Below are 12,725 nucleotides of genomic sequence, written 5' to 3' on the forward strand. Positions count from 1 at the left end.
TCAGGCTCCGTACCAGGAGGGCTTGCGACCGGCGCTGTTGACCCGGCGCTTGGCTGAGTAGCGGATCAGCTTTTCGGCCACGTCATTGTCGGCGACCATCTGGAAGGACTGCTCACCAAGGCTCAGCACCACGGGCCGTCCTGTGGCAGCACCAGGCGCCATGACAGAAGGTGGCGCCACGCTGACGGGACCGCCCAGCGTGAAGCCGGGGAAGCCATCCCTAACGACAGGCCCGGCGCTGAGGCCGTTGATGGCGCGCAGGAAGTCGACGCCGTACTTCCGCACCGCAGCGGCCCGGATGATGAACTCGCCGTTCGACAGCCAGGCCGGAATGGAGTCACTGGTTGCACTCCCCGCTCCCCGCACATAGCCGCCGGAGGCATATTTGGATCCACTGCTGCTGCTCGCCTGGGCCCGGAGACGGGCCGCCTCAGCAACGGCGCGCTGCAGGGCCGCGATGATGGCAGCGATCTGGCGCTGGATGGCGGCTCCTGCGGCGGCGACGGCATTGCCCACAGCCGAGAAGCCGACCTGGACGATGGATTGAAAGCTCCCGGCGATTTCCCTGATCCGGGCTTGCGCGTTGACGAAGGGCTGGACCAGGGCCGCAGCAAGGGCCTCGGCGCCTGCGACGTCGCCGGCAATGTCTGTTGCCGTGGCAATGGCATCCCGAATGGCGGCGGCACTCTGCGCGACCGTCTGGCTCGCTCCAGACCAGGCCGAGACGACGAGGTTGGCCACGCCGGAGAAGGCGGAATAGGCGGTATCGACGATGCCTTGCCAGATGGGGGCCAAGGCCATGGCGACCCCCGAGGCGGCTTCGGTGATCGCACCCCAGGTCTGCGAGGCGGCCATAAGAAGACCTTCACGCGCGAGCGCCACCGAGCTGGTGATGCCGGACCAGGTATCGCTCGCCACCGTGATGAGGCCCAGCCGGGCGTCCGCCGCGATGGTGGTGAGCCCGGTCCAGAGGTCACTGTAGGCGAGCTTCAGCCCATCGAAGGCGGTGGTTGCGGCCGTGATCAACCCGGCCCAGGTGTCGGTGAACATGGTCTTCACGCCCTCGATGGCTGAGGCTGTCACCGCCTTGATGCCATCCCAGGCAGCGGAGAAGGCCGTTTCGAGGAAGGCAAAGGCTGCCTTGGCGCCGGCGACGATGTCGTCCCAGAAGGCATAAAGCAGTGCGCCTAGCGCCACCACGCCCACGGCGATGAGCCCGCCGGGGCTGAGAAACATCGCAAGCTGCGGCAAAACGGAGAGAAGTGCCCGCACACCCGTGGCCAGCACCGGCCAGAAACCAGCGATCACCTTCCCCAGCGGCGCGATGAGCGCCAACACGTCGAACACGAGCCGCAGCGAGTTGACGCCCAACCCCAGCACCGAGAACAGCAGCCTGAACCCGCCCGCGAGCTGCGTGACGGCCGCCACGATCAGCAACTGGTCGCCCGAGAGGTTAGTGCCGAAGATCCGGTTGATCTGCTCGGCCACCGGCTGGGCGTACTGGCGGATTGTCTGGAACGCCGGGACCAGCACATTGTCGAAAAGGTCTTTGGCCGCCGCACCCGCGCTGACAAGCCCGTCACGGAGATCGACGATCCACTGGTTATGAACGGCGGCATCTGGCCCACCGGTCGCCATGGTGATGAGGTCCTGGACGATGGACACGAACTTCGCCGCCGCGCCGGTGATGAAGGCGTTGATAGCGGCCGAGTTGTCTGCAATGGCGCCGAGGATCGCGTCGGAGGCCTTGGTGATGCCCGGCGCGATCAGCGAGGTGAAGACGTTGCGGTACTGGCCGAAGAGGAAGCCGATGACGGCCAGCTCATCGCCTGCGGCATCGGCCGCCTTCACCCCTTCATTGGTAACGAGCGCGTTGAAAGACTTGAGGATCCCCTTGTAGTTCTCGATCGCCTTGCCGCCCTGGTTCAGGAACGGGATCAGCTTCGGCCCGAGCTTGGGGCCGAGGAGATCAATCGCCAGCTGCGTCTTCTCCGCCCCGTCCTTCATGCCGGCGAAGGCCGTGGCGATGGTCTTCAGCACATCCGCCGGAATGAGCTTGGTGCCGGGTGGGACACCGGCCTTGGCCAGCACCGTGCTCAGGGCCTTCGCCTTGTCGGAGAGCTTGTCGGTGGCCTTTCCGGCGCTGTCACTTCCCGACATGATGCCGCGGTAGATCTTGACGCCGTTCTGCTCGGCGACTGTGAAGCTGTTTCCGAGCTTCACCATGCCGTTATAGGCGCCGGTCGTGTTCAGTTCGTTCAGCGTATCGCTCAAGGAGGCGATGGCCTTGACGAAGTCCCCGGCGCCGACCCCCGCCTGCACACCGGCATACTGGAAGGCCTGCAGGTCCTCCGAAGCAATGCCGAGCGATTCCGAGAGATCGTTCAGCTGGCCGAGGCTGTCGAGGCTGCCCTTGAGAAAGACACCGGCACCGTAGGCCGCTCCGCTGAGTGTCGCCGTGAAGATGCCTATGCGCGCAGCCGAGGAATGGAAGGCGCCCGAGATGTTGCCGAGGCTCTTGCCGACCCGGCCGAAACTATCGGCCACCTTGGAGCCTGCAGCCTGGAGGCCGGCGAACTGGGCCTTGAGATTGGCAAACGCCGAACCGAAGGATTTGCCGACGCTGACATTCCTGAAGGCGGCCTCGAGCTTCCTCGCTGCCGCCTCGCCCTCATCGCCCATCTTCCTGAGCATGGCGACGATCTCGTCGCCGCCTTCCAGCGCAATCGACTGGTTGATGACATTGCGTCCGCGGGCCATACGTTCACCTCTTCTTTAGGGGGACCGGCTTTGCTGAACGGCGCGGCGAATCGTTTGTGAGGAGTACCAGGGGTGAACGTGATCAACTTCGAGGACAGGATCGTGGCACGTTTGGCAAAGAAGGCGGCAGCCTACGGCATGGATGTTGTCCGCGAGCCCGCCGGCACCTGGGCGCTGGTCGCGTGGGGGTTCAGGACACCGGAACTCTCAGGCGTCTCGCTGCGGGAGATCGAGGCTGATCTCGACTCCTGCGCGGAACTGGAGTTTCAGTTTCACACCGAGATGAACGACGCATAAAGCTGAGGCAACCGGTCGCTCGCGCTGCGCACGATCGCACTGATGTTCAGCTTCTTGCGGATCGACACGCTGTCCACTCCGACGAAGACCGGCACGGACACGAACGGACCCTCTCCTCGCCCACCTGAGCGGAAGCGGGCGAGGCTGATCTTCGTCATGTTCTTCCCCTTCTTCGCCTTGGCCACGAGCAGCGGTCGCTTGCCGGGGCGCTTCACAAAGGAAAGTGGGCCAATGCTTTTCCGGAACAGTTCCGGCGTCATGGGTTTCCGGCCATAGCGCTGCGGCGTTGAGGGAAGTGCGAGCCACAGGCGAGGCCGGCCGCGGATAGTGACGCCTTCCTCGAATACCCCGGCATAGGGGATCTTGTGATAGATATGCGCCGTCGCGTTGAGGCTGTTGCGCCCTTGCGGATAGATATCCACCCGCAGCGCCTTGACGAAGCCCGCCCCCAGGCCGGCTGCAGCGATGTCGGCCCGTCCCTCCGCCTTCACGATGGCGCCCGCTGCAGCAATGGCTCGCTGGGCAGCTTCCGCCATCGGGGCATAGCGGGCGCGGAAGGCCGCTTCGAAGCTTCCCTGCTCATAGCGGTAGCGAAACCGTGCAGTCATTCGCGGGTGAGCTCCTTGTGCTGGCGGCGGATTTCCTTGGCGTCACCCCGGGCCGCGAGAGCCGAAATGGAGAGTGCCTGGGCAGCCTCCCTCCCCAAACGCCGGTGTACGAGCTTCAGGAAGCCGGCAATCCGCCGCGGCGTGTAGCTCCACACGGAAGTCGGCGCGTGCCCGGCCGCGATCAGTTCTTCGATGCCGGCAGCGAGGTCGTAGCCAGCGTCGCGGAAGCGCCCCCGGCGAGGAGGCCCAACCGGGAGAGCCTTTCCACCAAAGGGCCAAGACCCCGCGGCATAGTGAGTTCGACGATGGCAGCCAGCAGGTCGGCTTGCTCCTCGAGGGTCAGGTTGTCGGCCGCCTTTTCGGCCTGGGCGTCACCCGGAGCTCCCGTCCCCGCTGCGATGATGGCGGCAATCACGTCACCACCGAGCTTCAGAAGCTCCTCCAGAGCGACCTCGCGACCAGTCATCAGAGCCCGCAGCTCCGGAAACCGCGCCAGGAGGGAGGCGATCCCACGGGCCGAAACACCTGTGATGGTGATGTCCTGCCCGCGAATAGAGACGGACGAGGTAATGGGCGCAATGTCGACCAGTCCGACCATTAGACGGTCTCCAGGTCGGTAATGGTGCCGAAGGAGCCGGAAACCGCCGCACACTCTCCGGTCAGTTCCAGCGTCCCCCACTCGTCCGAGATCAGGCTGATGGACGACGACGGTATGAAATCTACCGCATGGAACAGCCATTCGTACTTGGGCCCGATGTCATTGGTGCCGGTGAACTTGATGGCACCCGAGACGCTGCTCTGGTCGAAGATCTGGATGACGTCGGCCCCCGACACGACGGCAGAGCTGCCGAGAACTGCCATCTTGAGGTTGTCGACGGTCCATTCGTCCAAAACGAGCCTCAGGGTGCCGCTCTTCTGGATCACCACCGACTTGTCCTTGAAGCGAACACCTGTGCGGGACGAGAAGTGATCGAGCTTCTCGATCTCGGGCGTGAACTCGAATTCGGTGCAGTTCCCCATGTCTGCAAAGGACGTGGCACCCGTCTTCTTGAAGGACACGAGGCCCTTGCCCACGGTGTAATTGTCAATCGAGGCCATGACGACCCTCCATTTTTGAAGCGTTCAGGTTCGAGAGAAGGTTCAGAGCTCTTCCGGCCGGAGCACGTAGGCGAAGGAGAAGGACACGCCCATCTCGCCTTCCATGCTGCGGCCGCGGGCGAGAGCGGTGGCACAGCCCTCGTAGCGGACGTCACCGTTCGTACCAACGATACTGCCGAGCTGGGCGTCGGTAAGAACCGCCTTCACGAAGCGAGCACGCAGGATATTGATGGCGTTTCCGAGATCTTCGGGCTTCGCACCCAGCAGGATGTAGATCTCCGGGGTCATCGCCACGCGGCGGGGTGCCCTTGATGACCGGGACACGGGATCTGCATCGTCGGCCGCCTCGTCCGCATCGAGGATCACGATGGCCGGGCGCTGCTTCTCGCTGATCTCGTCCCTGTTGCGGAAGGCCGACGTGACGCCTTCGATGCCCCGGGCAATCTCGAGGAGCCGCATCAGTATCAACTCGCGGCGGTCGGTCATGCCTCGTCCTCGATCAGGATCAGATAAAGCTCGCCATCGGCCTCGCCGGTGGGTGCGGGCTTCGGCATGGTTGCATTGACCCTCCAGATCTTGCCGTTGAGCTCGAGCGCGGCATCCTCGAGATCATCCCGGGAGAGCCCCCGCTCTCTGAGTTCCGGCATGCGGACGACAGCGGCCGGCCGGATGGTCTTCACATCGATGCCGGAGCCCTCGGTTACCTCGATCCCCGACGTGCAGTCGATGGCGCGAATGTCGAAGGCGTCGGAATAGAGGTAGCGGATAACGGCATCAGTGCCGAAACTGGCATAGAGTGGGTCATAGAGGATCGCAATGTAGTCCATCGTCATTCGACCACCACGGCCGTCACGGCGTCCCGTGCTACCTGCGCGGCCTCTTCCGCTTCCACCGCCATGACGATCGCCTTGATGTTATCGATCGAGAACTGCCGCACCCGTGCGAGAAGCTCGGCTCCGGTCATCTCCCTGGCGACCATGGTCTCTTCGCCCGTCTCAGGGTCGGTGACGGCTTCCACGACGGGACCGAACTGCTTACGCAGCGCATGGCGGATGCGGTCCATGTGTTCGTCAGCAACAGCGAACTCAATGGTGAAGGTGGCCATGGCAATGATCCTCAGTAGTTGGTCCTGACCCAGCTGGTGCCGTTCCAGACCTTGAGGGGCTTCTGCACCCAGGCTGTCCCGTTCCAGTGCTTGACGGGCTTCGCTGCCCAATTGCTGCCAGTGTAATGTTTGATGCGGCCAAGTGCCGGTCGCAGCGCCAGCGTTGCAGCACACCAGGATGCACCGCTGCCGCCCGCCGAGGCAGTCATGGTCCCGGGGTCCTGGGCAATGCCCCCTGCCACATTGAGCTTGTAGCAACCGCCAACACCCGATCCGCGGGTGCCGCCCTGGCTGCTCAGCGTGCCGCCCGCCGTATATCCCGCCGCCGCCGAGAATGTCCCGGCATTGGTTGCCGCCATCAGTGATACAGCGACTATGGCCGCACCCGTGGTCACGGGTGTGATCGCCGGGGGATTGCCGGTGCTGCTGCCGGTACCGGTAGCGGTCGTCACGGTGGCATCGAGTGGTGCACTTGGGTCGACGCCGCGGAACACCATCATCAGGCCGCAACTGCCGTTTGCCGAACTGCCGGAACTGTTGATGCTGATGAAGCTCGGCACGGACCCCGTGGTGAGCATCCAGGCGACCGACATGTTGGCGTCATTCGTGCCGTTGGCATAGAGGTCCGCCACTTCCGTGAACCCCGGAGAAGCCACCCCCGGGTCAGCGTTTGCGGTCGAGGCCCAACCCGAGGCGATGACCAGAAGGTCACCGATCTGGGCAGCTGTTCCGATGCCACCGGTCAGGCTGCCGGTATAGAGGGCGTAGGCGGAGCCCGAGACGGGGTCTGCCCCGGTGATGTAGCCAACGAACTCGATCGCCATCAGTTGGTGTCCACCCAGAGGTCCCCGACGGCAGGGCTTGCCGGCGCAGTGGTGCCGACCGCAATGCCCAGATTGGTGCGTGCGCCCCCTTTGGTGGTCGAACCAGTGCCGCCATTGGCGAGTGCGAGCGTTCCGGCGACCGTGACGGCGCCACCCGTGGCGCTTGCCGGAGTAAGGCCGGTCGTGCCGAAGCTGATCGAGGTAACGGCGGAGGTTACGTAGGCGCTGGTATCGAGTGCCCAGGTATTGGTGGCCGTCTTCCTCAGAAGCCCCGAGGTTCCGGCGAGCGCCTCGATCGCGTCAAGATCCGCACTCCAGGCCTGGGTGAGGGATCCAATGCCCAGCGAGGTGAGATAGGTCGATGTATCCAGCGTCCAGCTGTTGGCGGCAGTCTTCTTCAGAAGTCCTGATGTTCCGGAAAGTGCTGCTATCGCATCCAGGTCCCCGTCCCAGGCCTGGAACATCGTGCCGATATTGGCGATGTTCGAGGCCCACCTGGTCGCCGTCGCCCCGTAGAGCACCAGTGTATCACCGACCGGCAGACTGATGGGCGTGTCATTCGCCAGGACGTCGATCGCATGGCCGGTCGCCGGATAGACGTTGACAGGGTTGGTGCCCCGGTTTGTCACCATGACCATGCGGCCCGCCCCGGGGCTCGGCAACGTGACACCGGACGGGTTCAGCGCCGTGGTCGTAATGGTGTGAAAGTCCTGAAGGGCCGAAAGGTTCACGGAACCTTGCGTGGAAGCGCCCGCGGTAACAGCAGTATTGGTGTCGAAGAAGGGGCTTCTGAGCAAAGGATAGCTCAGCTGCGGGCTGGCGTTCAGGACCGCGGCACCCGCACCGGAGAAACTGGTCGCACCCGCAAAGCTTGCCTGCCAGGCGGAGGCGGCATTGCTCACGTTCGAAACGCAGGTGACCCGCAGCACGATCCCCGACCCGCTGGCGGTGATGGCTGAATTGGTGGAGGTATTGATGTACTGGTTCCACCCTTGGGCCGCGATGAATGTATAGGTGGCGCCCAAGGGGATCGTGGCGGTATCGGGCAGCAGGAAGGTTGGCTGGTAGCCGGAGCCCGTCAGCAGATGGTTACGTGTGCTTGCCGCGGTGAGCGTGATGGTGGTGCCGGAGCCATGGATCGTCCAGCCATCGAGGCTGGAGATGGCCGCAATCGCCGAGGTCTGGCCCGTACCGCCATTGGCAAGTGGCAGGGTGCCCGAGACCTTGGTGGCAAGGTTCACGGCCCCGTTGTCGATGGTCCAGGTCGCACCCGAGACGGTGATATCGCCCTTGTCGCCATCGGTGACACCGGTTCCGACTTCGATGATCGAGGCGGTCCCGTTGTCCTTCTTGATGTAGAGCTTGCCGTCGAATGTATTGATGGCGATCTCGCCCAGGGCGAGGTCTGCCGTGGTCGGCACCTTGCTGGCGACCGCTGACCGCTTCATGCGTACCGTGTTTGCCATGTGGCTCCCCAGAGGCGGCTATGTAGCCGGGGTCATTCGCTAGAACGTGCCGCCATCGATGGTGGCGTTGGGGGAGAGGTAATCGGTACCGTCGACTGCGGCCGAGAAGGCAGCCGCACCATTGCCCTTCACAAGTCCGGTCAGGGACGTGACACCCGTGCCGCCGTAGCCCACCGCCAGTGTCGAGCCATTCCAGGTACCGGTGGTGATCGTCCCCAGCGTGGTGATGGTGTTCTGGCCGACGTAGCTGGAGGCGATATCGAGGGTCGGATTGCCGGAGACGCCGTCGCCATTGGTGATGGCGATACGGTTGGCGGTCCCGGTGATGGTTCGGGCCGTGACCGTGTTGGCCGCCGTACGGGCAATGATACCGCTGGTGGCGAGATTGAATAGCGACAGGACGTTGGAGGGCCCAAGCGCGATGTCATCGGCGTTGACCTGGATGCCTGTGCCGGCCCCGATGTCGAGGGTCGAACCGGTCTTGGTGAGGCCCGCGCCCGCCGTGACCTGGCCGGCGCCTGAGAACTGGGTGAAGGCGAGCGAGGTGGTGCCGAGCGTGACCGGTGCATTGGTGGTCAGCACCCAGCCGGTGTCGGCATTGGCCGTCCCTTCCTCAACGAAGGTGAACATGCCGGCCGTGACCTTGGCGGAGCTGTCGGCGTCGGTCGCCCTCGTCCAGGCCCCGGCCGCCACGACGTAGATGCCATTGGCGGAAGCGGTCGACTGGTCCTTGACCAGTACGCGGTCCCCGGCAACGAGTGCTACACCGTCCACGGTCTGGGTGGCGCTCAGCGTAATGCTGGCCGTGGTGGCGGCGCGGACCGAATCCTTCACGTCGAGCCCCTGCCGCGTCGCATCGACATAGGCCTTGGTGGCGGCATCCTGGGCGCCTGCCGGATCGGCGAGGTTGCTGATCTTCTGGGAGTTCAGGGACACCGTGGCGGTGGGTGCCGCCATCTGGTCCAGACGCGAGGTCCGGACCTGGGTGTCGAAGTCGGAGATCTTTGAAGCGGTAAGCGTCGGGATGTCGGTGGCCGAAAGGGTCGTTCCGGAAGTAACCCTCCCCTTGGCGTCGGTCGTCACCTTCGTATAGGTGCCGGCCGTGCCCACCGAGGCCAGCGTCAGGGCGATCGCCGTGGTGCCGGACCCCGACGCATCGCCTGAGATGGTGATCGTGTTGTTATCGGTGAGGTAGCCAAGCCCCTTGATGAAGGCGGTCGTTGCCAGCTTCGTCGAATTGTCGGTTCCAGTGGGTGTGGGAGCCGTGGGCGTGCCCGTGAGCGCCGGACTGTCGAGCTTTGCGAAGGTGCCCTCGCCCCCGACCGGCTTTACCGCCGTGGCATTGCCCGACCCATCGTCCCCGTAGCCGGCGTAGATCGCATTGTCGGCCATGTTGTAGGCAAGTTCGGCCGACTTGAGGCCGGTCGGCGCTCCGGCCGCACCGGAAACGCGCCGCTTGATGCGGATGATGTTGGACATGAACTCTCCTCAGAAATTGCCGCCATCAAGGGCGATCATGGAGGTGTCGACAGCGGGACCCATGGGACCCTGTGCCCCCGGCTGCCCGGTCTGGCCTTTGGGACCCTGGAGACCGGGGCTCGCCACCTCGATCATGTCGATGGCATCCGGGACCGTGACTTCGATGATCTGCGGGGATGCAGGAACGACGACCTCAATGATCTCCATTGTCATCGTTGATCCCGTCCATCACCGTGATGCAGCCAGAGACAAGGGTGGTTTCCTCCCCCTCGATGCGCCGCTCGATCTCGTAGCGGGCGCGCAGGCGCCCCACCGGAAGCATCCGTGTCTCGGCGGGGGTCAGGTTCAGCACGATCTCGCCGGCAACAGGGTCCGGCATCGCGAGAGAACCGTCTTCAGTGGACTTGCGGATCCGCGCTGTTCCCGCCTCGGCCACGAACACAAGAACAGACCCCGTGAGGTCGACGAGGTCACCGGCGGCATCCTTGAACCGAAAAGTTCGCCGGAAACTGTTGCCGCGACGCAGGCCTGTGAGGTCATAGCTTGCCTGCATCGCTCGACCTCACAGTCCCTGCTTGCGTCAGAAGCTGCCGTTGAGTCGCACGCGGCCAGTCGTCTCGTCCGTGCCACTGCCAACCACAGACAGCGACACGCCGATCAGCGTGTTGTCGGTGGCGATCTTGGTCACGCGCTTGTTGGTATTGTCCCAGTAGACCTTGTCGCCCGGCGCCCAGGCCTGCGAGCCGATCTTGTTGAGATCGTAGACGCCCGAAGTCGCGGTTTCGACCGGGTCACCGGAGGCCGCATCATGCATCGCGATGCCGAAGATGGCGCCGACCAGCACGCCGGAACCGGAAGTGACGGCGGCGGGAGCGACAAGGGTCACGGTCAGGCCGTGCTGAACGAAATTCTTCATGGAGATGTCCCTCTCAAAAGAGCGGGCGGCACAATGGCCGCCCTCAGGATGGATTGATCGTCAGGTTGGGCGTCAGCTCAGCGCCACGCCCGGATTCTTGTAGAGGCCGCGCCAGTCGATGGCCTTGGCGCCGAAGTCGAGGCGGGCCTTGATCTCCACGCCATCAACGTCGAAGCCCATGCGGGTCTCGATGAAGACGCCATCCTGGCCCTCGAGGAAGGCGTACTCGATGGTGTCGATCGCCGTGGGGCTCGCCACGAGGTACCACGGCACCGCTCCCGAGGCCGGATCGAGCCGCGGCTCCGAGACGACCGACAGGCTGCGAATGGTGGCGGGCACCACATCGCCCACTCGCGTCGGCACGATGTTCTGGGCCAGCAGCTGTTCGGCCGCGAGTTCCAGCGAAGTGGGTACCACAAGGAAGGTCGGACGGATGTTGAGCACCGTCTTGCCGTCGAGGCCGGTCTGCTTCGACATGGCGGTACGCGCCTTGGCGAGGTTCGCGACATCGAGCGCTGTGCCAGTGCCGGCGAGGTTGCTGTGACCGGCATGGAACAGCGACTTGCCGTCAGCCATGGCAAGGTTGGCGGTGAAGATGCTCCAGACGACGTCCGACTCGAGCGTGGCAGCGGCCGTGCCGAACAGCGAGGGCACGCGGGTGAACGCGTCGAGGTCGTCGTTGATCAGAACTTGGCGGGTGATCCCCACCACCTTGCCGTAGGTCTCGACGCGGTAGGTTTCCTTGGCCTCGCCGATGCTGCCGCGCTTGAACTCGCCGGCCTCATTGACCTTCTCGAGCTGCGGGGCCTCACCGAGCTGCAGACGCTGCACCGACTTGAAGTCGGCGACCGTCGTACGACGGGCAATCGCCTGATAGGTGCGGGGTGCCGCCTCATAGGCATCGCGGAGTGTCCTGTTGGTGACCCCCGCGAGGATCTGCGGGAAGTCGGAGCCGGTGTGGAGCGCGCGGGTGGCGATCTCGTCGCGGCCCAACCCTTTCACCCGGATACCTTCGGCCTCGAGGAAGCCGCGGGCCATTTCGATGAGGCTGAGGCCCCGCCATTCGCGCGCCGCATCGGTCAGGCGGAACTTGCCCGGCTCGAAGCGATGGAGAAGGGCAGCTTCGACGGCGGAACGGCGGGTTTCAGTCGCATCGAGATCGCCGGCACGCACATGCGGCCGGGTTTCGATGGCTGCGTCCTTCGCTGCCGCGGCATCGATGAGGAAACCACGGGCTTCGGCAAGGCTTGTACCGCGCTTTACGAGATCATCGGCCACGGCCTGATCGACGTGGAGCTTGCGGGCAGCCTCGTAGATGCCGGCGATGCGCGCACGTTCCTGGGCGAGGATCTGCTCCGGCTTGAAGGCAGGCTCCTGCGGAACGGCGCGGGTAATGGCCTCCGGAGCAGCGGCCCGCACTTCCTGCGGGGACGGCGGCGGCACGGGAGCCTCAGGGGCCGCAGCAGGCGCATCAGCCTGAGGTTCAGTACGCTCAGTCTCGGCCGCGGCCGGGGTCACTTCGGTCATGGGAGATTCCTTCTCACTGGAATTTTCGGGATTTGCCTGGCGCAGCAGGCGGCAAAGGGTCGGGGATTGATGGGAGCGAAAGCCTGCGGCGCCATCGGCGCCGATGGGAACGGCCGAGAGTTCGAGGGGCTGCCAGTCGACGGCGGTCCACGTGGGGATGGTGCCTTCCTCCTCCCGGATCTCGTAGGCGCGGACGGCGTAGCCGACCGAGACATTGCGGATGATGCCGTTCCGGACGTCCTGCCAGATCGGCTCGACATCAGCCCGGTCGCTGAAGCGCACCGTGGCGCGTCCCACGTAGCTGCCGTTCTCGCGCGCGATCCACGCCCGCTCCACGACCCCGACCACATCCTCGAGGTCGAAGGCGTCATGGGCGTTGAGCAGCGGGGCCCCGCCATTGAGGCGGGAAAGGTCGACATGAGCGGGGTCAAGCGAGAGGATCTCCTCGTAGAGCCTGCCAGACCACGGATCGCGGCGGCGGACCGCAGCGCCTGTCGACCACACCACCTCGATGGTGCGTGTCTCGGCAATGACGGTGTCCGGCATCAGCCGCACATCCATGCGGGTCTGGAGCGGCAGCTCGCAACTGTCCGCTGCCGCCGGCATGAGCTGCGGCGGTTCCTGGTGGGTCATGAACCCTCCTCG

15 protein-coding genes are annotated in these 12,725 nt (G+C 64.7%); 1 reads left to right on the forward strand and 14 read right to left on the reverse strand.

Annotated features, from left to right (window positions below; translation table 11 throughout):
- Positions 1-2,760: a phage tail family protein gene (locus DK847_RS20770; RefSeq protein ID WP_111197053.1), complete on the reverse strand. Its 2,760-nt coding sequence runs from the start codon at positions 2,758-2,760 to the stop codon at positions 1-3.
- A 72-nt stretch (positions 2,761-2,832) separates the two neighbouring features.
- On the opposite strand from DK847_RS20770, the gene DK847_RS06680 reads away from it, so the two are divergent.
- Complete coding sequence (locus DK847_RS06680; protein WP_111197055.1) at positions 2,833-3,057, forward strand: hypothetical protein; 225 nt, start codon at positions 2,833-2,835, stop codon at positions 3,055-3,057.
- Here DK847_RS06680 and DK847_RS06685 read toward each other — a convergent pair.
- From DK847_RS06685 to DK847_RS06745, 13 genes are all read right to left on the reverse strand, one after another.
- A complete protein-coding gene (locus DK847_RS06685; protein ID WP_111197057.1) occupies positions 3,033-3,665 on the reverse strand; it encodes a DUF6441 family protein in 633 nt (210 codons plus the stop codon). The two genes, DK847_RS06680 and DK847_RS06685, sit on opposite strands and share 25 nt — an antisense overlap.
- A 181-nt stretch (positions 3,666-3,846) precedes the next feature.
- Complete coding sequence (locus DK847_RS06690; protein ID WP_111197059.1) at positions 3,847-4,263, reverse strand: phage pre-tape measure protein; 417 nt, start codon at positions 4,261-4,263, stop codon at positions 3,847-3,849.
- Entirely contained in the window at positions 4,263-4,763 is a 501-nt protein-coding gene (locus DK847_RS06695; RefSeq protein WP_111197060.1) for a phage tail tube protein, read from the reverse strand. Before DK847_RS06695 ends, DK847_RS06690 begins: the two co-directional genes overlap by 1 nt.
- A 42-nt stretch (positions 4,764-4,805) precedes the next feature.
- Positions 4,806-5,249 (reverse strand): hypothetical protein, encoded by a 444-nt coding sequence (locus DK847_RS06700; protein ID WP_111197062.1) that lies wholly within the window; start codon positions 5,247-5,249, stop codon positions 4,806-4,808.
- Positions 5,246-5,596, reverse strand: a complete 351-nt coding sequence (locus DK847_RS06705) for a hypothetical protein (RefSeq protein WP_146256063.1) — start codon at positions 5,594-5,596, stop codon at positions 5,246-5,248. Before DK847_RS06705 ends, DK847_RS06700 begins: the two co-directional genes overlap by 4 nt.
- Positions 5,593-5,868, reverse strand: coding sequence for a hypothetical protein (locus DK847_RS06710; protein WP_111197065.1), 276 nt, complete (start codon positions 5,866-5,868; stop codon positions 5,593-5,595). Before DK847_RS06710 ends, DK847_RS06705 begins: the two co-directional genes overlap by 4 nt.
- Positions 5,869-5,879: 11 nt before the next feature.
- Complete coding sequence (locus DK847_RS06715) at positions 5,880-6,692, reverse strand: hypothetical protein (RefSeq protein WP_111197067.1); 813 nt, start codon at positions 6,690-6,692, stop codon at positions 5,880-5,882.
- Positions 6,692-8,158, reverse strand: a complete 1,467-nt coding sequence (locus tag DK847_RS06720) for a hypothetical protein (RefSeq protein WP_111197069.1) — start codon at positions 8,156-8,158, stop codon at positions 6,692-6,694. Before DK847_RS06720 ends, DK847_RS06715 begins: the two co-directional genes overlap by 1 nt.
- A gap of 39 nt (positions 8,159-8,197) precedes the next feature.
- Positions 8,198-9,637 (reverse strand): phage tail protein, encoded by a 1,440-nt coding sequence (locus DK847_RS06725; RefSeq protein ID WP_111197071.1) that lies wholly within the window; start codon positions 9,635-9,637, stop codon positions 8,198-8,200.
- A gap of 9 nt (positions 9,638-9,646) precedes the next feature.
- The gene (locus tag DK847_RS06730) at positions 9,647-9,844 is read right to left on the reverse strand and encodes a hypothetical protein (RefSeq protein ID WP_111197072.1); all 198 of its coding nucleotides are present in this window, start codon (positions 9,842-9,844) and stop codon (positions 9,647-9,649) included.
- Positions 9,831-10,190, reverse strand: coding sequence for a hypothetical protein (locus tag DK847_RS06735; protein ID WP_111197074.1), 360 nt, complete (start codon positions 10,188-10,190; stop codon positions 9,831-9,833). The genes DK847_RS06730 and DK847_RS06735 overlap by 14 nt, the downstream gene beginning before the upstream one ends.
- 27 nt (positions 10,191-10,217) lie before the next feature.
- On the reverse strand, positions 10,218-10,553 hold the full coding sequence (locus tag DK847_RS06740) for a DUF2190 family protein (RefSeq protein WP_111197076.1): 336 nt from the start codon (positions 10,551-10,553) through the stop codon (positions 10,218-10,220).
- Positions 10,554-10,625: 72 nt separating this feature from the next.
- Entirely contained in the window at positions 10,626-12,713 is a 2,088-nt protein-coding gene (locus tag DK847_RS06745; RefSeq protein WP_204508252.1) for a prohead protease/major capsid protein fusion protein, read from the reverse strand.
- Between the last annotated feature and the right edge of the window lie 12 nt (positions 12,714-12,725).

The sequence above is a fragment of the Aestuariivirga litoralis genome (genome assembly GCF_003234965.1).
Taxonomy (GTDB): domain Bacteria; phylum Pseudomonadota; class Alphaproteobacteria; order Rhizobiales; family Aestuariivirgaceae; genus Aestuariivirga; species Aestuariivirga litoralis.